At 28.7% G+C, this 19,571-nt stretch carries 24 protein-coding genes; 3 read left to right on the top strand and 21 right to left on the bottom strand.

Features of this window, described 5'->3' with window-relative positions:
- Positions 1-14 precede the first annotated feature (14 nt).
- The 21 genes from XO11_RS08085 to XO11_RS07985 form a co-directional block, all read right to left on the bottom strand.
- The gene (locus tag XO11_RS08085; RefSeq protein ID WP_014297111.1) at positions 15-656 is read right to left on the bottom strand and encodes a hypothetical protein; all 642 of its coding nucleotides are present in this window, start codon (positions 654-656) and stop codon (positions 15-17) included.
- A gap of 13 nt (positions 657-669) precedes the next feature.
- Positions 670-1,500 (bottom strand): hypothetical protein, encoded by an 831-nt coding sequence (locus XO11_RS08080; protein ID WP_014297110.1) that lies wholly within the window; start codon positions 1,498-1,500, stop codon positions 670-672.
- A 12-nt stretch (positions 1,501-1,512) separates the two neighbouring features.
- Positions 1,513-2,151 carry a hypothetical protein gene (locus XO11_RS08075; RefSeq protein WP_014297109.1) on the bottom strand — a complete coding sequence of 213 codons (639 nt, stop codon included), beginning with the start codon at positions 2,149-2,151 and terminating at the stop codon, positions 1,513-1,515.
- 158 nt (positions 2,152-2,309) lie between these two features.
- The gene (locus tag XO11_RS08070) at positions 2,310-3,038 is read right to left on the bottom strand and encodes an AIR synthase related protein (protein ID WP_075780690.1); all 729 of its coding nucleotides are present in this window, start codon (positions 3,036-3,038) and stop codon (positions 2,310-2,312) included.
- Entirely contained in the window at positions 3,035-3,586 is a 552-nt protein-coding gene (cobC, locus tag XO11_RS08065; RefSeq protein ID WP_175418471.1) for an alpha-ribazole phosphatase, read from the bottom strand. Before cobC ends, XO11_RS08070 begins: the two co-directional genes overlap by 4 nt.
- Positions 3,586-4,326, bottom strand: coding sequence for an adenosylcobinamide-GDP ribazoletransferase (gene cobS / locus XO11_RS08060; RefSeq protein ID WP_175418470.1), 741 nt, complete (start codon positions 4,324-4,326; stop codon positions 3,586-3,588). The genes cobC and cobS overlap by 1 nt, the downstream gene beginning before the upstream one ends.
- A 10-nt stretch (positions 4,327-4,336) precedes the next feature.
- A complete protein-coding gene (cobU, locus tag XO11_RS08055) occupies positions 4,337-4,897 on the bottom strand; it encodes a bifunctional adenosylcobinamide kinase/adenosylcobinamide-phosphate guanylyltransferase (RefSeq protein WP_014297105.1) in 561 nt (186 codons plus the stop codon).
- 141 nt (positions 4,898-5,038) lie between these two features.
- Positions 5,039-5,845 (bottom strand): 30S ribosomal protein S2, encoded by an 807-nt coding sequence (rpsB, locus tag XO11_RS08050; RefSeq protein WP_014297104.1) that lies wholly within the window; start codon positions 5,843-5,845, stop codon positions 5,039-5,041.
- A gap of 96 nt (positions 5,846-5,941) precedes the next feature.
- Entirely contained in the window at positions 5,942-6,301 is a 360-nt protein-coding gene (gene rsfS / locus XO11_RS08045) for a ribosome silencing factor (RefSeq protein WP_014297103.1), read from the bottom strand.
- Positions 6,302-6,316: 15 nt separating this feature from the next.
- A complete protein-coding gene (glmS, locus tag XO11_RS08040) occupies positions 6,317-8,143 on the bottom strand; it encodes a glutamine--fructose-6-phosphate transaminase (isomerizing) (RefSeq protein ID WP_014297102.1) in 1,827 nt (608 codons plus the stop codon).
- A gap of 12 nt (positions 8,144-8,155) precedes the next feature.
- Positions 8,156-9,148 carry a phosphate acyltransferase PlsX gene (plsX, locus tag XO11_RS08035; protein WP_014297101.1) on the bottom strand — a complete coding sequence of 331 codons (993 nt, stop codon included), beginning with the start codon at positions 9,146-9,148 and terminating at the stop codon, positions 8,156-8,158.
- Positions 9,149-9,150: 2 nt separating this feature from the next.
- On the bottom strand, positions 9,151-9,336 hold the full coding sequence (gene rpmF / locus XO11_RS08030; RefSeq protein WP_014297100.1) for a 50S ribosomal protein L32: 186 nt from the start codon (positions 9,334-9,336) through the stop codon (positions 9,151-9,153).
- A gap of 32 nt (positions 9,337-9,368) precedes the next feature.
- Positions 9,369-9,923: a DUF177 domain-containing protein gene (locus XO11_RS08025; protein ID WP_014297099.1), complete on the bottom strand. Its 555-nt coding sequence runs from the start codon at positions 9,921-9,923 to the stop codon at positions 9,369-9,371.
- A 70-nt stretch (positions 9,924-9,993) separates the two neighbouring features.
- On the bottom strand, positions 9,994-10,917 hold the full coding sequence (locus XO11_RS08020; protein WP_014297098.1) for an RluA family pseudouridine synthase: 924 nt from the start codon (positions 10,915-10,917) through the stop codon (positions 9,994-9,996).
- Positions 10,896-11,354 carry a signal peptidase II gene (gene lspA, locus XO11_RS08015; protein WP_014297097.1) on the bottom strand — a complete coding sequence of 153 codons (459 nt, stop codon included), beginning with the start codon at positions 11,352-11,354 and terminating at the stop codon, positions 10,896-10,898. Before lspA ends, XO11_RS08020 begins: the two co-directional genes overlap by 22 nt.
- A 2-nt stretch (positions 11,355-11,356) precedes the next feature.
- Positions 11,357-12,175 carry a protein-glutamate O-methyltransferase CheR gene (locus XO11_RS08010; protein WP_014297096.1) on the bottom strand — a complete coding sequence of 273 codons (819 nt, stop codon included), beginning with the start codon at positions 12,173-12,175 and terminating at the stop codon, positions 11,357-11,359.
- Positions 12,176-12,186: 11 nt separating this feature from the next.
- Positions 12,187-12,975: a hypothetical protein gene (locus XO11_RS08005; protein WP_175418469.1), complete on the bottom strand. Its 789-nt coding sequence runs from the start codon at positions 12,973-12,975 to the stop codon at positions 12,187-12,189.
- 63 nt (positions 12,976-13,038) lie between these two features.
- Positions 13,039-13,791: a YebC/PmpR family DNA-binding transcriptional regulator gene (locus XO11_RS08000; RefSeq protein WP_014297094.1), complete on the bottom strand. Its 753-nt coding sequence runs from the start codon at positions 13,789-13,791 to the stop codon at positions 13,039-13,041.
- A gap of 12 nt (positions 13,792-13,803) precedes the next feature.
- Entirely contained in the window at positions 13,804-15,216 is a 1,413-nt protein-coding gene (locus XO11_RS07995) for a PP2C family protein-serine/threonine phosphatase (RefSeq protein WP_014297093.1), read from the bottom strand.
- Complete coding sequence (locus XO11_RS07990; protein WP_014297092.1) at positions 15,209-15,577, bottom strand: response regulator transcription factor; 369 nt, start codon at positions 15,575-15,577, stop codon at positions 15,209-15,211. Before XO11_RS07990 ends, XO11_RS07995 begins: the two co-directional genes overlap by 8 nt.
- Complete coding sequence (locus tag XO11_RS07985; RefSeq protein ID WP_014297091.1) at positions 15,570-16,124, bottom strand: TIGR03936 family radical SAM-associated protein; 555 nt, start codon at positions 16,122-16,124, stop codon at positions 15,570-15,572. Before XO11_RS07985 ends, XO11_RS07990 begins: the two co-directional genes overlap by 8 nt.
- An 89-nt stretch (positions 16,125-16,213) precedes the next feature.
- Between XO11_RS07985 and XO11_RS07980 the strand changes: the two genes are divergently transcribed.
- The 3 genes from XO11_RS07980 to XO11_RS07970 are packed head-to-tail and all read left to right on the top strand — an operon-like array spanning position 16,214 to position 19,540.
- Positions 16,214-18,202, top strand: coding sequence for a transglycosylase domain-containing protein (locus XO11_RS07980; protein ID WP_014297090.1), 1,989 nt, complete (start codon positions 16,214-16,216; stop codon positions 18,200-18,202).
- A 4-nt stretch (positions 18,203-18,206) separates the two neighbouring features.
- The gene (locus XO11_RS07975; RefSeq protein ID WP_014297089.1) at positions 18,207-19,043 is read left to right on the top strand and encodes a cyclic nucleotide-binding domain-containing protein; all 837 of its coding nucleotides are present in this window, start codon (positions 18,207-18,209) and stop codon (positions 19,041-19,043) included.
- A 2-nt stretch (positions 19,044-19,045) separates the two neighbouring features.
- Positions 19,046-19,540, top strand: a complete 495-nt coding sequence (locus XO11_RS07970; protein WP_014297088.1) for a hypothetical protein — start codon at positions 19,046-19,048, stop codon at positions 19,538-19,540.
- The last annotated feature ends 31 nt before the right edge of the window (positions 19,541-19,571 follow it).

The following is a 19,571-nucleotide window of genomic DNA, read 5'->3' as shown; positions in this document are numbered from 1 at the left end:
TTATCCATCCCCTTTTAAAATCCCCACATTACACCTGCACCTATTGTGTAATAATAATAATTAGTTGGTAATGTATCTTTTAAATTATATGTATTTTCTATTTTCCAGCCATCTGATGAAAAGCCATATATAAAATTACCATGTACTATTATACTAAAAAATTCAGCAAGATTTAAATATATTTTAGCCTGTGTATTTAATGCAAACATATCTGTATTTAAAGATACTATATAAGGCACTTTTTGAGGTGAATTTACGAAATCATCTATAGTATTTGCATCTCCATCAACAAATTTTTTTATTGCTATTTCGCTTCCACCAAATCCCAGACCAACTTCAAAAGATAATATTTTAAATGGATTTAAATGTGTTCCGAACATAAAGAAACCCTGATTTATACTAATTTCATATTCGCCTGTTCTTAAACTACCAGATTCACCCTGGCCTCCAATATAAATTCCATTTGCAATTCTTCCTGCACCACTGCCACCATATAATACCATTCCTCCATTAATTTTTAAATCATTTAAAGGTATTAATTGTTGCAACGAGCTTTCTGGAATAAACTGTATCTGGGAACCTCCCCAACCAAAATTAAATGCGAAAATTATACTGGTAGAAAGAATCATCATTAAAATTATTATATTTTTTTTCATAGGATTCACCTCTTTAATATTTTTTTATTTTTCCCTTGAAATCAATTATTCCGGGATTTTCTTTTTTTACATATATAATTAAATTATTTGAAATTTCATTACTTTCTAATCTACGAATTCCATCCCACATATCAAGATAATATATTTCACCACTAAGTGTTGTTGATGAAATTTTTATATTTTTTAAATTTTTACATTTAAAGTTAAGTTTAACACTTGTTCCATCTATATATAATTCATGTACATTTATTTCCCCTTCAACACTAATAGTTGTTCCATCAAGATCTATTAAATCAGCTGTTATTAGAGTATTTAAAAATTTTAAAGATGTTGTATCCATATATATCTTTTTGGTTTTAATATAACTGTTGATTATAGAAACGCTTGTTCCATCCACTTTAAATTCTGTATTGTTATTAATTTCAAAATCTCGAAATTTGATGTTCATAGAATCAATATCAAAAAATTCTGTATTTAACTTTCCATATATCTCTGCTGAAGCTGTATCTATAATTACATTTTTATATCTTTTTTTAGTCCCGATAACAATTTCAATAATGTTCTGACTTCCAAATAATGACGGGTTACTACTTCTTACTTCAACCATATTTTCTTTTTTCACAAGTATTATTTTATCTGAAAAATATATTTTATTACTTTCGGGATCAAATTTTATCCTAACCGCTGGATAATTAATCTTTATAATATCTATTCCATTAATTTCAATTGATTTATTCGGTTGTATTACCTGAGAACTCACATTATAATTTTCCAGATTAAAAGAGAAAATCATTAATATTAATGCTGTTATCGGAAATAAAAACCAATATTCTCTGATATTCATTTTGTTCCCTCCTTAATATAAGGAACCAATTTCAAGAAAGACAGAAATATCATACCATTTTAAAAAGTTATTCGTTTCACTGCTATCTCTTACTATATACAATGAAGGATCATCTTCAAAATACCATCCAGATTGAGAATATCCAAAATTATATGCTCCCTTTAAAAATAATCCAAAATGTTTTGTAAAATAAATATGCATTCCCATTGATGGAGATAATATATAATAATCTTTCGAAAGCTTTATATAATGAATAGCAGTATTATTTTTAAAATCTTCTAATGTCTTCCCACCATCAACTACTTTTAGAAAACTTTGAGTGTAATGTCCTCCTAATATCCCAAGATCCACTCCTATTTTGTTAAATATATTAAAAATATATCCAACTTTTCCTCCTTCATAAGATATTTGAAGACTATTGGTATTATTTTCCATATTCATAGTTCCTTCAATACCAAAATAAAATTTATCTACATTCATCCTAAAACCATACAAAGGATATAATACTCCATCATGTAAATCAATTGAATTATCAGGACTTTTTATTTCTGATACAGGAATATACGACATTCCCAAATAAAATCCACTGCTTCCTCCAAATACGATAAGTGATAATAAAAATATTATAATCAATAACCACTTAGGCTTCATTTTATCACCTCCACAATTACTATAATATATAAAAAATATTTTTAAAAACTTTTTCTGATATTCTGTCATTTATTGGAATAAAATTATTTTATTTCTTTTTATTCTGTCATAATACATAAAAACCGGTTTTATCACAACCGGTTTTTATGTGGAATTATTTACACTAACTTTCCTATTTCAACAACTGGAAGACTTATAGCTTTTTTTAATTCTGGAATATTTTCTTTTTTTAATGTAACCAGCACACATGTCGAAGGTCCTGCGCTTTTTGATAAATCTATTTTTATGTTTTTATTAAAAACAAATTTGTATTTCCCTGATTTTTCAATTTCCTTTATTTCATGAGTTATTCCTTTTGAACCAACTGGTATCATCTCATGCACAAATTCCAGATTTCTTATTTTTAATATATCTTTGATTGTCACAATATCCCTACTTTTTAGCACTTCTTCTCCAACACGCGGAATTCCAATTGCAACGCAATAATCATTTTTATTTGATACAAATTCTATACCTTTATTGGCAATTCCTATAATTGTCACACCTATTCCGGTTTGAACGGTAGGAAAATTTTCTTCGGTACTGCCTGTTATAATATTTTCTTCAATATTTATTTCCTTTAATAATTTTTTTATTCCATTTATAATCTTTTTTCCTGTATTATTCATTTCAACAGAAAGAGTATTAACTACAACTATTGGTTTAGCGCCATAAGAAATAATTTCAGCCATTGCAACATGAGTAGCATAATATCCAACTATTTCAGGTTCTGTTTTTACTATATCAAATTCTTTATCACCTACTGCCCCTGAAGAATCGCAGGCTATTACAAGTTTTTTATTTTCCATATCAATAATAGTTAAATCTCTAAATTTTTTTATTTTCATTTTATATTCACCTCTATATATTTTCCATTTTCACATTGTATCTCCCACATTTTATCAATATCCCAATTATATATTTTTGTTAATATTACTCTAATTACACCAAGATGAGTAACTATTAGATATGTCTTATTTGCACCTTTTTCGATGCTTTTCAGGAAATAAGAAATTCTTTCATTAAAATCTTCAAAACTCTCACCTTCAGGAAATTTAAAGGTTTTATAATTATCCAACCATTGTTTACATTCATCAGGAAATTCTTTTTCTATTTCCTGAAAGGTTTTGCCTTCAAAATTTCCAAAATTAATTTCTCTTAACTCTTCATATACTCTTATTTTAATTCCTTTCTGTTCAGCAATTGTTTTTGCAAGATTATATGCTCTTGGCAATGGGCTGGTAAATACCCTATCAACAGGTATTTTTTCCAATTCTTTTACTATATTTTTCATCTGTAATTTCCCTTTTTCAGTTAATGGATAATCTTTCCAACCATTAAATATACCTTTTATATTTGCTACTGTTTCTGGATGTCTTAGCAATAATAATTTCATTAATTTACTCCTAATAAAATTATATATGATAAAAATAAATATATTCCTTGAGATGATTCTATAATTAATCCTGCTATATCTCCTGTTATTCCGTTTATTCTTTTTTCGATATACTTTAAAATCATATACGAAAATATGTATGTTCCTATAACGGCAAAAATTAATTTTATGTTTAAAAAAACAGCTACTAAAATTACCATTAAAAATGAAATTATGGATTTTTTTAAATCACAATTGTCTATAAAAATATTTCCTAATCCATCTTTTTTGCCTGCATATGTTGTTATTGAGGATATAAATATAAGCACACTTCTACTAACCATAGGCATTATAATTACAGAATATGTTGAATAATAACTCATAAGGATTTCAAATCCCAAAACAATTAATAGCCCAATCACTCCAAATGTTCCTATTCTACTGTCTTTCATAATTTCAAGAATTCTTTCTTTTTTTCTATTGCTAAACAGCCCATCAAAACTATCTGCAACACCATCAAGATGTATTCCACCTGTAATCCATATATAAAAAATCCATGTAAAAAATATCACTATACTTTTATCTAGATAATTTGATAGTCTTAATATCAAAAACATCATTATACCTATAAATAATCCTACAATTGGAAAAAATATTATTCCCTTTTTAAAGTACTTTTCAGAAAATTCAAATTCATATTTTATTGGTATTCTTGTAAAAAAGGTTATTATAAGAATTATCCCTTTCATAATATCTTTCATTTTTACACCCCTATTTTAATTTAAGTGGTATACCTGAAATAGTGATATATACTTCATCTGCTCTTTTGGCTATATATTGATTCACTCTTCCTGCAATATCTCTGAAAATATTTCCAGACATATATGCCGGGACTATACCCATTCCCACTTCATTTGTTACTATTACTATATATTTATTATATTTTCTCACTAAATCCAATATAACCTCAACTTCTTTTATAATCTTTTCTTCTATATTTTCAAGCTTTTTATAGTCAATGTTTTCAAAATCTATCTTTTCATCCATTAAAATATTGGTTATCATTAGAGTAATGCATTCAAAAATAATCCCATTTGCATTTAAGAATTCTGGTTTTCTCTCAATATTTTCAAAGTTTTTGTATTGTTCTATTGTTTTCCATGTTTTTGACCTCATTTCCTGATGTTTTTTTATTCTATCTTTCATTCCTGCATCAAAAGGTATTGCAGTGGCTATATATAAGATATTTTTATATTTTTTGCTTATTATTTCCTGCGCAAATGTACTTTTTCCACTACGAGCTCCGCCTGTAATTAAAATAATTTTGGCCATTTTTCACCTCTTTATTTTATTATTAACTCATTTATTTTTCATTTAATCAACTAATATTATATCATGAATATTCAGTTTATGTATATAATATAAAAAATCCCGAGAATAAAATATTCTCGGGATTTATGTTAATTGTTATTATTACTCTTCTTCTTCAACAACATCTCCGTATTTTTCTTCTGCTTCTACTTTAGCTTTTGTTACTTCTTCTACTGCATCTACAACTTCTTCTTCTGCTGCTTCTGCTGCAGCTTCTTCTCCCATTCTTCCTTCTCTTCCTTCGATGTATGCATCTGCAATTTTTGAAGAAATTAATTTTATTGCTCTAATTGCATCATCGTTTCCTGGAATTACTATATCTATTGGATCAGGATCACAGTTTGTATCAACTAAAGCAATGATAGGAATACCTAACATATTTGCTTCAGCAACTGCAATTTGTTCCTTTCTTGGATCGATTAAGAATAATAAGTCAGGAATTCTTTTCATTCCTCTTAAACCACCAAGGTTTTTGTCAAGTTTTTCGTATGTTTTCTTGATTTTACTCTGTTCTTTTTTAGGTAATTTTTCAAATTCTTCTGAATTTACAAATTCATCTAATTCTTCTAATTTTTTAATTCTCTTTTTGATTGTTGGGAAGTTTGTTAATAACCCACCTAACCATCTGTTATTTACGTAGTATGCTCCTGCTCTTTTTGCTTCTTCAGCAATAATTTGCTGTGCCTGTTTCTTTGTACCAACGAACATAATAACCTTACCTTCTGCTGCTTGATCTCTTACAAATTCGTAAGCTTCTTCTACAGCCTTTAATGATTTTTGTAAGTCAATGATGTAAATGCCTTTTCTTTCTGTGAAAATATAAGGTTTCATTTTAGGATTCCATCTTCTTGTTCTGTGACCGAAGTGAACACCTGCTTCTAATAACTGTTTCATGCTAATAACTGCCATTTAAAAACACCTCCATTTTGGTTTTTACCTCCGCCGTTTTTCTGGCTTCCGACCCTTTTAAGGGCACCGGGGAAACCATATACCCGGCGTGCGAGGTTAATCTATTTTAATTCTTTCTGATTCCACCCATAATCCTTCTAAATCATAAAATTCTCTTGCTTTTTCACTAAATAAATGAACAACTATGCTACCGCCATCAACTATAATCCAATCTGTTATTCTATCTCTATCGTAATATAATAATTGATGATCATTTTTCTTAAACTCTTCAACAACAGCTTCTTTTATTGCATTTAAATGTGTTTCTGAATTTCCTGTTGCAATTATAAAGTAATCAACAAGAAGAGGGCTGTTTTTCATATCCAATACTTTTATATTTATTCCGTCTTTTTCATCAATTACTTTATATATTTTTTTTGCCAATTCAAAAATTTCCTCTTCTGATTTTATCTTCACTAATTTTCACCTCCATTACTCTACTGTAACACTTTTGGCAAGGTTTCTTGGTTTATCAGGATCTAACTTCCTTAATACTGCTACATAATATGAGAATAACTGTATAATCGGCGCTATTACTAATGGATATAACGCTTCTTCTGCTTCTGGTACAAATAGATATTCATTTGTAAGTTCTTTTATTTCGTCGTTTCCTTCTGTTGTTATTGCTATTATATTTGCGTTTCTTGCTCTTGATTCCATTAAGTTTGATTTCATTTTTTCATATAATGAGTCTTTGGGTATTATTGCAAATACTGGAAATTGTTCATCTAATAATGCTATTGGTCCATGTTTTAATTCTCCTGCCTGATATCCCGCTGCATGTATATAACTGATTTCTTTGAGTTTTAACGCTCCTTCTAATGCTGTTGGATATCCAAATCCTCTTCCTATATACATCATGTGCTGATAATTTACATATTCTCTTGATAGTTCTTTTACTTTTTCTGCATTTTTTAATACTTCTTCATATATTTCTGGCATTTTTTCTATATCTGATAATATTTTTTCTATTTCTTCTGTTAATCCTTCTGTTATTTCTATTATTTTTGCACCCAATGCATATAATATTGCTATTTGTGCTGTATATGTCTTTGTTGCTGCTACTCCTATTTCTGGTCCAGTATTCATGTATATTGCACCATGTGATTCCCTTGGTATTGTTGATCCAAATACATTGCTTATTGTTACTACTTTACTTCCTTTTTCTTTTGCTATTCTTATCCCTTCTAGTGTATCTATTGTTTCTCCTGATTGGGATATTGCTATTACTAATGTATTTTCATTTACATGTGGATTCATGTACCTGAATTCTGAGGCTACTTCTATATCCACGTCTATTTTTGAATATCTGTTCATGAAGTATTTAAATGCTAATCCTGCATGATAACTTGTCCCACAGGCTACTATGAATATCTTTTTTAAATCTTTTTTTATGAATTCTTCTAATTCTTTTATTTCTGATATTATTGGTTTCCCATTTTTTATCCTTCCAGCTATTGCCGATTTTAATGCTTCTGGTTGTTCAAATATTTCTTTTAACATAAAGTGTTCGTATCCGCCTTTTTCTGCTGCTGCTTCATCCCAATCTATGTGTACAGGTTCCTTTTCTATTTTTTCACCATTTACGTTATAAAATTCTATCTTTCCTGGTTCTAATACCGCCATTTCATTGTCATTCATAAAATATACGTCTTTTGTATATTTTAATATTGGTGTCACGTCTGATGCCAATAATGAATAATTTTCATTATGTGCAACTACTAACGGACTTCCTTTTCTAACTGATACTATTTTCTTTTCTTCAGCATGTATTACTCCTATGGCATATGCCCCATCTAATCTTTTTATTGCTTTTAATACCGCTTCAAATAAATCTCCCTCATAATATTCTTCGACTAAATGCGCTATTACTTCTGTATCTGTTTCTGATTTAAATTTATGTCCTTTTTCTTTTAATTCTTCCCTTAATTCCTGAAAGTTTTCTATTATTCCATTATGAACCAATGAAATTTTTCCTGTACAATCTGTATGTGGATGTGCATTTTCATCTGTTACTCCTCCATGCGTAGCCCACCTTGTATGTGCGATACCTATATTTATTTCTTTTTCTAATTGAGAGTTTAATTCTTTTCTTAGATTTTCTATTTTCCCTGTTTTTTTAACAAGCTCTACCTTCCCATTATTTGAAAATGCTATTCCTGCAGAATCATATCCTCTATATTCTAATTTTTGTAATCCATTTATTATATCCTTTACTTTTGCTTCTTTTTTCCCTACAAGTCCCACAATTCCACACATTTTTAATTCCTCCTATAACAATTCCTTTATCTTTGACACTATATCTTCTTCCACTGCTTTTTGAGCTACTTTTAGTGCATTTGCAATGGCCTCAGAATCAGAAGAACCATGTGCCTTTACAAGTATTCCGTTAATCCCTAAGAAGAAGGTTCCTCCGTATTGTCTATAGTCAAGACTGGATTTTAAGCCTTTTAATGCATTTTTCATTAATAACGCACCTATTTTTGCAAAAAATCCACCTTTTGATATTTTTTCCTTTAATTCAGAAAGAATATAATATGCTGTTCCTTCTACTGTTTTTAAAACTGTATTTCCTGTAAAACCATCTGTAACTATTACATCTACATTTTCTTCAAAAATGTCTCTTCCTTCAACAAATCCATCATATACTATTTTTGAATCTTCTTTAAATATTTCTGAAACTTCTTTAACCAATTTTGTTCCTTTTTCCTCTTCGGTTCCTATATTTAATATTTTTACTTTTGGATTTTCTATTCCCAGAAACTTTGCAAAGGCAATTCCTTCTTTTGCCAACGAAACAAAATGTTTTGGTTTTAATTCTGCATTTGCTCCACCATCAACAAGAACTCTTACCTTTCCTTTTTTTCCAGGTAATGGTATTACCAATGCTGGTCTATCAATTCCCTTAATTCTACCACAAACAAATGTTCCCGCTGCCAATAAAGCGCCTGTACTTCCAGCACTAACAAATGCATCTATTTCACCATTTTTCATCATTTCATTACCTATATAAATAGAACTTGTTTTTAGTTTTAATACATCTGTTGGTTTGGTATTATTGGTAACTGTGTTTTCTGCTTTTATAAATATAAATTTTTTATGTAATTCTTCTGGTATTTTTTCTTTTAAACTTTGATCTCCCCCAATTAAGTATACAGAATCGACAAAGTTATTTTTTAATGCAAAAATCGCGCCCTCAAGTGTAGCGTTGGGCGCGTTATCTCCACCAAATAAATCCAAGCCGATTCTGGCTTTTTCAGGCATTATTATTCTCCTATTTCTAAGATCTGTTTTCCGTTATAGTATCCGCAGTTTAAACATACTCTGTGGGGGAGTTTTGGTTCGCCACAGTTTGGACATTTTACTACATTAACCTTTACTGCTTTGTATAAATTTGCTGCTCTTCTTCTGTGTGTTCTTGCTCTTGATGTTTTTTGCTTAGGTACAGCCATTTATAATCCCTCCTAAAATTTATTTATTTTTATTATTCTTCGTCGCCAAATATATCAAGCAATTTAGCCATTCTTGGATCTATATACTGCTCTTCATGTTTATGATCTGGATTTTCGTTTAAATCTATCCCGCATATTGGACATAATCCTTTACAATCTTCTTTACACAATGGTTTTTCTGGAATTTCCATCATTATTGCTTCTATTATCCTATCGGTTATATCAACCTTCATATCAGAATAGAATATTATGTTATCCAGTGTTTCCAATTTTTCATTTTTGGTGAATATATCCTGAAGCCTATCGTCTATATAATATGCTTCTATCTCACCATTTATATCCTGCTCATATTCTTTTAAGCATCTTGAACAGACAAGTTTTACAGTTGTTTTTAGATTACCTTTTAATATATATCCCTGAGATGTTTTTGTTATATCAAATTGTATTTTTATAGGTTTTACTATATCCACTACACCTTCTGGTGTATCTAATTTTTCCCATGTTATTTCAAATGTATATTCTTCTTTTTCTTCTATTTTATCAAGATCATATATTAATTTTTGGTCATGTAATTTATCATTTAACATAAAATAACACCTCGCGCTTTATTTTACGACAATATCTTTTAATATATAACAAGAGTATGTTAATTTTCTGTTATAATTTTTCTATATTGACAATAGCTTTTTTAAAATCTTCTGGTAATGGTGCCACAAATTCCATCCATTCACCGGTTCTCGGATGAAAAAGACCTAATTTTAATGCATGAAGCATCTGTCTTTTTATTCCATATTTATAATCTTCATATGCTTTACCATATACTTCGTCACCAAACAATGGATGCCCAATATATTTAAAATGTACTCTTATTTGATGCGTCCTTCCTGTTTTAAGGTGTATCCATGCAAGCGACGCTTTATCTCCAAATTCTTTTATTATTTTATATACCGTAATTGATTCTTTTCCTCCCGGCACAACCGCCATTTTTATTCTTATTTGAGGATGTCTCGCAAGTGGTTGATTTATTTCACCCTGCTTTTTCTTTAAAATACCTTTTACCAAAGCTATATATGTTTTTTTAGTTTTTCTATCCTTAAACTGAGCACTTAGCGATTGATGTGCTCTATCATTTTTAGCAACTACAATTGCACCTGAGGTATCTTTGTCCAGTCTATGAACTATACCCGGTCTAATTTCTCCGCCTATTCCCTGTAAATCTTTGCAATGATAAAGTATAGCATTTACAAGTGTTCCACTAACCTTATTTGCAACTGGATGAACTATCATTGAAGGTGGTTTATTTATTACTATAATATCTTTGTCTTCATATATAATATTTAAAGGTATGTTTTCAGGTAACACCTCTATTGTTGGTGGTTTATCTGGAACTTCTATTGAAACCACTTCACCATTTTTTACTTTATATGATGGTTTTTTCAGTTCTCCATTTACTATTATTTGCCCCTGTTTAATAGCTTTTTGAACATATGTTCTTGATATCCAATCAGGAACCTTTTCCACTACAAATTTATCAAGTCTCCACCCATCTTCTCTATTAGTTACCAGGAAGTTTTCTTCCACGTATAATTTCTCTCCTTTTTTATAAAATATATTGCCAGTAAAATACCTCCAATTGTAACAAATGAGTCAGCAACATTAAAAACTGAAAAGTATTTTACACTAAACATATCAACAACATATTCAAATCTTATTCTATCATAAAGGTTTCCCATAGCTCCCCCTATAATAAAAACCGTGGCTATGTCAAATAATAACGACTTGTTATTATTCATATAAATTTTTCTATAAATATATATAATTGTCACAATTATCGTTGAAACTAATCCAAGATAAAAGGAATGGCCTTTTAACATTCCAAACGCCATTCCTGTATTTGTTACATATGTTAATGTTATATAATCTCCTATTATCTCTATGTTTTTTCCAATAAGATATTCTCTGGCAAGTACTTTTGTAATTTGATCTAAAAACAAGATTATAGGTATTAACCAGTCCAAGTTTAATCACTCACTTTTTGATAGAAGAACGGTTCAATTACTTCGAGGCCAAGACTTCTATAATTAAAAATTCTTTCTGTTGAACCAACGAATAACACTCCACCTTTTCTTAATGAAGCTGCAAAATTTTTATATAATCCATTTTTAGCTTCCATATCAAAATATATTACAACATTCCTACATACAATAAGATCAAGATTTTTTTCAAATGGATCCATTAATAAATTATGTTGTTTAAATACAACTCTTGATTTTATTATTGGAGATACTTCATATGAATCAGGCCCAACCTTTTTAAAGTATTTATTCTTTAGATCTTCTGAAATATTCACGAGCGATCTTGAAGAATAAACTCCTCTTTTAGCTTTTGCAATAACAAATTTATCAAGATCTGTAGCCATAACTTTTATGGTTTTTGGCGCTTTTAATTCTTCAAGTATTATGGATAATGTGTACGGCTCTTCACCTGTTGAACAACCTGCACTCCATAATTTGGTTTTTGATCCACTTTCTTTCATTAAACGCGGTAAAACATTTTTCTTTAAATATTCCCATTTTTCTGGATTTCTGAAAAATTCTGTAACGTTTATTGTGAGTTTATCAAGAAATTCATCCCATTTCTTAGGATCTTTTTTTAAGTCATTGAAATATGTTTTATAATCTTTATAAGAATATTTCCTCATAATCATGTCTATTCTTCTTCTAACCCTATGCTGTTTATAACCCCTTAAATCAAGTTCAAAATGTTTCGCTATGTTGTCCAATAGCCATTTATATTCGTTGTCATCATATGGTGATGTGTAAAGGCTTTTTTCGTTCATACTTATTCCTCCTACATTTCTAAATTAAAAGTAATTCCATAAACCTTTTTAGGCAGTATTGTAAAATATATTCTATCTTTTATTATTGGAATATTTATTTCAAATTTTCCAGAATTTATATTAAAAAATTCACTGTATATATTATTTTCATTTTTGGACAAAAATGTATATTTTAAATTTATATTTTTATTTATGATTTCTACATCTATCTCTTCTTTTGAAAAACCTATCATCCATGTATTTCCAACTACTAAAAAAATTCCATAATTATATTTTTTATTAATTGAATTTGAAAAAAAACCCACTTTAAGTTCAGATCCATTATAATAATATCCAATTGCTAATTCAGAAAAATTCGATGAATTTATCCAGTAATAAAAGTTGTTTTTTCCATTATACAAATTTAATCCCAACATTCCATTTGAAACTACATATGCCACTGGATATTTATAAAACGCATTTTCGAAAGTTATTATAAACGATTCATTTGCCCATTTAAAATAATTATAATCATCAAAATTTGGATTTTTATATTTATACTTTATACTAAAACCGGGTTGTGAGAAATCAAGATATTTTAAAACTTTGTTTAATTCAGAAACTTCAATATTATTTTCAAAATTTTCAGCCTTTAAATCTATATAAAAACTTAACCCGGCAACATATAAGTCTGTTGCTTCAAATGTAAAGTCAAATGTTGTTCTCAAATCACCATTATTTTTATATGTAAATTGTATGTTCTTTGAAAATGTAATTATTCCTAATGTTATCATTATTATTATAACAGATATTCTTTTCATTTTGACTCCTCATTTTATTTTTATTAAAAATAAAGGGGCATAGATGCCCCTGAATTATTGAAATTACATTTTTTGTGCTAATCTTTCCATTTCTTCATCATCAATTTCAAAATTTGCAAATACTTCTTGAATATCATCGCTATCTTCAAGAGCATCTATTAACTTTAACATTTTTTCAGCATCGCTACCTGCTATCTTTACTGTATTTTTAGGAATATATGTTAATGATGCTTTCACTGTAAAGCCTTTATCTTTTAATGTATCTCTTACCTGAACCATATCTTCTGGTGCAGCTATTACCTGTATTGTTTCGTCTTCTATAACATCTTCTGCTCCCGCATCTAAAGCTTCCATCATAAATTCGTCAAGATCTGCTACTTCTTCTTTTGGAACTGTAATCATAGCTTTTCTTTCAAAATTCCATGCAACAGCTCCACTTTCAGCAAGACTTCCTCCATTTTTTGAAAGAATATGTCTTACTTCTTGAGCAGTTCTGTTTTTGTTATCTGTTAATGCTCTCATTATTATTGCTACACCTGCAGGACCATAACCTTCATACATTATTTCTACATAAGAATCTGCATCTGTTCCTCCAGCACCTTTTTTAATTGCAGCTTCAATCTTATCTTTTGGCATATTTGCATCTTTTGCTTTTTCAATAGCTGTTCTCAATCTTGGATTTGCTTCTGGATCATCTCCACCTTCTTTAGCAGCAACTGTTAATTCTCTGATTAATTTTGTAAAGATCTTTGACCTTTTTGCATCCTGAGCTGCTTTTCTATGCTTTATATTTGCCCACTTGTTGTGACCTGACATAATAAAACCTCCTTATACTTTTGATTTAACTATCATTATTGTAGTATCATCGTGTTGTGGCGCCCCGCCAACAAATTCATCGAGTTTCTTTATAATTCGTTCCAGCGTTTCTTTAGAACTTAATTCTCTCGACTTAACGAATAATTCCGTGAGTCTCTCTAATTCAAATTCTTCTTTTTCCATATTTCTTGCTTCAGTTATACCATCTGTGTAAATAGCTATATTAATTTCATTCTCATATTCTAATGTTTGACTTTCAAAGAAAAAACCATCCATAATTCCAACAGGCATATATTCAGCTTCAAAACTAAGTAATTCTCCGTCTTTTATTATCAATGTCGGATTATGCCCACAATTTATCATTTCCAGTTTCTTTTCTTTGTAATCAAGAATAATGAATATTGCAGTAACAAACCTATCCTGCGGAATTTCTTTTGAAATGTAATTGTTTAATTTATATACTATAGTTGTTAGATCGTTATTAGACTCCAGTTCGTGCCTTAAAATAGATCTAAATGATGTCATAATCAATGCTGCAGGTACGCTTTTACCTGAAACATCTGCAAGAACTAAAAATGCCTTGTCATCATCCATTTTTACAACATCATAATAATCTCCACCTATATCATATGCTGGTCTATAAAATGCATGAATATCCACATTTTCAAATTCCGGTAAAGTTTTTGGAAGTAATGATTGCTGAATCTCCGAAGCTATTCTCAACTGTTCTTCTAATTTTTCCTGTTCAATTTTTTTGTTTAAGAAATCTAAAGTATCATAACTAAAAGCTATTTGTTCCGCAACAGATTCCATTATTTTTCTATTACCTGCTGTAAATAATCCTTTACTTGAACCATAAAAAAGGAAGAATCCCCATACTTTCATTCTGGATTCTATTGGTATAAACATTATAGGTACTTCTTCATGAGTTATTGGATGTTTTTCAAGAATTATAGGTTTTATTTTACCTTCGGCATTTAAGTAATCTATTATTTGAACTGTTTTTTCAAAATCCAATATGGTAAAATCAGCATGCAGTATACTAAAATCTTTTCGTGGAGGAAAATCGGAAAATTCTCCCACAATAATATCATTATAGCTTATTATATCTTTAATTCTTTTTATTATACTTTCCATCGAACCATGTGGATCTAATGTTTCATTTAAAATTTTACCTATATCAAGAACAGCGGTTAATTCTTCATATAGTTTGGATAACTCTTCAACCTGTGCTTCAAGTTGAAGCGAAAATTCCTCTAATTGCGTTCTATAACTTTCCCCTTCTTCAAAAAGCACATCTATCAAAACTTCTATACGTTTTTTTATTTCTTCTAAATCTTTGGGTTGATCTTCTTTTTTATAATATGCCAGCTTTTCGTTTAATTTGTTATATATTTCAAGTCCATACTGGGTACTTTTATCCATTTCCCCCCACCGCCTGTTTTATTATATCCACTATATTTTTAGGGCTAAATGGTTTTGTTGCAACTTTAAAAGCTCCTAATGAAAGAGCTAATTCCTCATCTTCTTCCCCACCTTTTGCTGTAAGAACAAGTATTGGAAGGGATATATTTTCTTCTTTTAATTTTTTTAAAACAGTAAAACCATCCATTTTGGGCATCATAATGTCCAAACATACTGCATCAGGTTTTAATTCTTTTATTTTTTGAAGTCCTTCTTCACCATCCCTTGCTTCGTGAACTTCAAAACCTTCTTTTTTAAAATTAAAATTTAATATTTTTCTCAACACATCAGAATCATCTACTATAAGGATTTTTTTACTCAATTTTCTCCCCCCAAATCGCATCATATACTATGGGATAAAACAAAAAGTCTTCTTTTGTATCGGAAAAAGTTTTCCATATATTATATACTTTATTGTACTCCTGTTTATATTTTAACACATAAATCCCTTTTTTGTTTATATAATATTCAAAATCAATAAATCGCTCTTTCATTTTGTTATATTCTTCAATAAATTTATCGAACAAATTTCTGGAAAGATAAACCCTGAAACTGTAATATTTTATTTTTATTTTAAAGTTATCCTCCACCTTTTTATAATCTAATAATCTAAATCCTTCTGACATAAAATCATTTAATCTGGAAAAATCATATTCTTCTATTGTATTAAGGGTTACATATAAGCTTCTATTTATATATCCCAGAGGAATAGCCTGGGCTATACTCATTTTTGGTTTTGAATGAAAACCTTTTGTAAATTCCATTTTTATTTTAGCACGTCTAAAGATACGTTCTATTTCTTCCAGTGTATCATTATGCGAAATATAAGCAGATTTCCCGGATTTCTTAAATCTCAAAAGATATTTCAAGTTCCCACTCCCAATATGATATAATATTAATAGCGTTTTTATTATATACTACTTTTATTAAAAAGTCTTTAAATATGGAGGAATATGCTTTGAAATATTTTTTTTCTGGTGTTATTGTCTCATTACTTATCAGTATTATACTACTTGGATACTCTTATTCTATATATAAATCACGTTCTATTTTTTCTATAAACAATAATTATAATACATATCTCTTTTCTGACGGAAATGAAATATTTCCACCTAAGTTTAAGTATATTGAGTTTAAAGATATTCCCGTAGATTTAACTTTTATATTATTATGGTCAGAAGATAGGGATTTTTATGGACATCCGGGGTTTAATTTAAAAGGGTTTACAAGAGCTATTATAACAAATATTTTGCACGGAACTTCATATGGCGGAAGTACCTTAACCCAACAAATTGTTAAGAATATTTATCTAACAAGAAAAAAAGTTATTACCAGGAAAATTATAGAAATATTCATCTCTTTCTGGGTTGAGAGAAATTACACAAAAAATGATATACTTGAAGCTTATATAAATACTGCTTATCTTGGTAATGATATAAATGGATTTGGCGCTGCAGCCAAAAGATACTATAATAAAGAACTAAAAGACTTAAATATGGCTGAAATTTCTGTACTCGTTGGAATATTAAATGCACCAGAATACTATAATCCTTATAAACACCCATTAAAAGCAAAAAAACAGGGACTTATTATACTTGACTCACTATTCACAAATAATTTTTTATCAAAAGAAGAATATAAAAATTATACTCAATTGTTAAATGAAATGACCTTTAAAAAACCTGATTTTGATGATAATAACTTACAACTTGTTCTTGCAATAAAGGAAGAAGCCGATAGATTGGGTATTAAAAATGGTGGGTATATTATTAAATCTACTATTAATAGAGATTTATTTGAAACAGTAAAAGATACCTGGGATGCTTCAAAAAATGCTATTTTATTAAATAACAAAACCGGAGAAATAATTTCTTTTTTTGGCAGCCAATATGATGTTTTTAAATCAAAACGTCAAATCGGTTCTAATATAAAACCTTTTTATTATTTACTGGCAATAGAAAAAGGTTTTTCTCCGGAAACTCAATTAATAGATGAACCTTTAAAAATTGGAAATTGGGCTCCTAAAAATTTTGAAAAGACATTTAGAGGCAGTGTATCTCTCAAAGAAGCTTTGATTCATTCTATTAATATACCTTCAATACAATTATTTCTAAAGCTTGGAAATAGTCCAACCGAATCAATAAAAATTGTTGAAAACTTTCTTAAAAATGAAATTGGTATGGACGCATATTATCCTGATGATATTACTATTTCTCTTGGAACTATTGAAAGTAATACCTACAATATAGCTCGCGCTTTTACAATATTCCCTAATTTTGGATTAATACCTAAAATTTATATAATCGATGAAATTATGGATAAAAACGGAAATGTTATTTATAAAAGACAACCTAAAATTGAAAGAAAGATTAAAACCATTTCTAATACTTCTTATAATACAATGAACAAACTATTAAAAGAGGTTGTTGAAGAAGGAACTGCCAGAAATTTATTTGCGTCTAAAAGAGATTTTTATGGAAAAACAGGAACGGCTGATAACTCTGTTTGGTTTTCTGGATTTGACGGAAAGATAACTATATCCACAAGAGTTGATGGAAAATTCTTATTATCAACAACACACGCAATACCAGCCGCCAGAAAGATTTTAGGAAATTATTATTCATATAATTCATTTGCACATGTCCCATATTATTATTTAGAATTAAGCAATAAACAGAATGATTCATTAACAACGTTTTTATCTACAAAATTTAATATTTCAGAGTTGAGATATAGTAAATCAGGATATATAAAAAATATTCAAAATTATGAATTCCTATTTCCAGATTACTATTATAAATCAAACAAATTATTAAACAAAGATAGTAATCCTCATATTTTCGAATATGAAAATATTCCTAACCAAACACAAATAGACAAAGATTCAACTGATATATTATTCATGGATACAGAGTTTCCTGATTTATATTTTAAAATTAGAAGGTGATTTTATGAAAGACTTTTTTAATCCTGGCGAAGTAATTTTAAAAGAAAATGAAACGTATAATTTTTGTTATTATATTATCTCCGGAAAGGTTATGACTTCTTTAAAAAACAACGAATTACAGCCAGGTGATTTTATAGGTACAATGAGTTTTATTACTGGAAAACCTTTGCTTGAAAGTTATATAGCAAATACTCGGGTTGAAGTTTTAAAAATAAGCAAGGAAACGCTTATAAAATTAATTGATGAAAAAGAATTCGAAAAATTTTTTGAGCATATTTCAAATCTTTACATAAATTTATTTTATAAAAGTGTTTTTGGAGTTATTCCTGATATTTCAGAACTTTTAAAAATGAAAGCTCGCGCCCTTAATAAACGCGATGTATTGGATGATTTAATTTTAGATGAAACAGACGCATTATTATCAGAATTAGATCAAATCTTAAATGCCGGTGAAATATTTGAAACTGAATTGCCGGATGATCCTGATGTTGCAGCTGAAAGTTTTAAGGCTTTATTTGATAAAGATAATTTAGACCTTCCCGGAATAATAGTATATACAACAAATTATATAAGAAAGAATTTAAGCAATAATGTATTGTGTGAGGACTTAATATATGCTTTTGAGAAATCAATAGAAATAGAAGACAGAGCGCTTGTAAAATATTTTTTATATCTATCTACCATTTTTTGTAAAGATAGAGAAAGAATACAGGAAATTTTAGAAGAATACCTTGAAATATTGCGTTTCTGGGGGATTCCTTCCTGGGGAGAAATGTTAATTAGAATAGAAAATTATGAAATGTATCTTAACTTATTTAATAAAAAGAATGAAGGTGAATAATCATGGAAGTTTCTTTAATTACAAACCTTTCAAAAGAAGTTCAGGAAATTGCATATATACAAAGCGGCGTTGTAATTTCTGTATTAAAATATGGAAATGATGAAAAGATGGGGCAGGTATTTTGCGAAGATGATTATTTTGGTCTTGATTCATTAATTTTTGGATTAAATATTATTGATTATTATAAAGTTGGAAAAACTCGTTTTAAAAAAGATTCTTATTCTTTATTTAGAGACCTTTTAAAGGATCCAAATTACATGGAACAATTCTTTTTTAATTTAAAAATAATCTTTATGGAAATAGCTTCTTTTATGAAAAAACCAGAAGAAGAAATATTATTATTAAATTTAAAAAAATTACATAATAGAAGTCAAAAAATAAAAGGATTACCCAAAGAATTTGTTTTAACATATATTTCTCAGGATAAAATACAAAAATTACTATCCAGCGAGCTAATTACTGAAGATGAAGAATTGTATTATTATAATCCTAAGTAAATCACACATATTTAACCTTCATTGTTTTTTA

The sequence above is a fragment of the Marinitoga sp. 1138 genome, from assembly GCF_013363265.1.
Taxonomy (GTDB): domain Bacteria; phylum Thermotogota; class Thermotogae; order Petrotogales; family Petrotogaceae; genus Marinitoga; species Marinitoga piezophila.
The sequence above is the reverse complement of the archived record's forward strand: the minus strand, read 5'-3'. Positions and strand labels throughout refer to the sequence as shown.

Coding starts and splice junctions, on each gene's coding strand:
- XO11_RS08000 (WP_014297094.1), bottom strand. CDS start 13,791: ATGTCAGGTCACAACAAGTGGGCAAATATAAAGCATAGAAAAGCAGCT.
- rpsB (WP_014297104.1), bottom strand. CDS start 5,845: ATGGCAGTTATTAGCATGAAACAGTTATTAGAAGCAGGTGTTCACTTC.
- cobS (WP_175418470.1), bottom strand. CDS start 4,326: ATGAAAGATATTATGAAAGGGATAATTCTTATAATAACCTTTTTTACA.
- XO11_RS08070 (WP_075780690.1), bottom strand. CDS start 3,038: ATGAAAATAAAAAAATTTAGAGATTTAACTATTATTGATATGGAAAAT.
- XO11_RS07970 (WP_014297088.1), top strand. CDS start 19,046: ATGGAAGTTTCTTTAATTACAAACCTTTCAAAAGAAGTTCAGGAAATT.
- XO11_RS07995 (WP_014297093.1), bottom strand. CDS start 15,216: ATGGATAAAAGTACCCAGTATGGACTTGAAATATATAACAAATTAAAC.
- XO11_RS08075 (WP_014297109.1), bottom strand. CDS start 2,151: ATGAAGCCTAAGTGGTTATTGATTATAATATTTTTATTATCACTTATC.
- XO11_RS08005 (WP_175418469.1), bottom strand. CDS start 12,975: ATGAAAAGAATATCTGTTATAATAATAATGATAACATTAGGAATAATT.
- XO11_RS08080 (WP_014297110.1), bottom strand. CDS start 1,500: ATGAATATCAGAGAATATTGGTTTTTATTTCCGATAACAGCATTAATA.
- cobU (WP_014297105.1), bottom strand. CDS start 4,897: ATGGCCAAAATTATTTTAATTACAGGCGGAGCTCGTAGTGGAAAAAGT.
- glmS (WP_014297102.1), bottom strand. CDS start 8,143: ATGTGTGGAATTGTGGGACTTGTAGGGAAAAAAGAAGCAAAAGTAAAG.
- XO11_RS08085 (WP_014297111.1), bottom strand. CDS start 656: ATGAAAAAAAATATAATAATTTTAATGATGATTCTTTCTACCAGTATA.
- XO11_RS08025 (WP_014297099.1), bottom strand. CDS start 9,923: ATGTTAAATGATAAATTACATGACCAAAAATTAATATATGATCTTGAT.
- XO11_RS08010 (WP_014297096.1), bottom strand. CDS start 12,175: ATGAACGAAAAAAGCCTTTACACATCACCATATGATGACAACGAATAT.
- cobC (WP_175418471.1), bottom strand. CDS start 3,586: ATGAAATTATTATTGCTAAGACATCCAGAAACAGTAGCAAATATAAAA.
- rpmF (WP_014297100.1), bottom strand. CDS start 9,336: ATGGCTGTACCTAAGCAAAAAACATCAAGAGCAAGAACACACAGAAGA.
- plsX (WP_014297101.1), bottom strand. CDS start 9,148: ATGCCTGAAAAAGCCAGAATCGGCTTGGATTTATTTGGTGGAGATAAC.
- XO11_RS07975 (WP_014297089.1), top strand. CDS start 18,207: ATGAAAGACTTTTTTAATCCTGGCGAAGTAATTTTAAAAGAAAATGAA.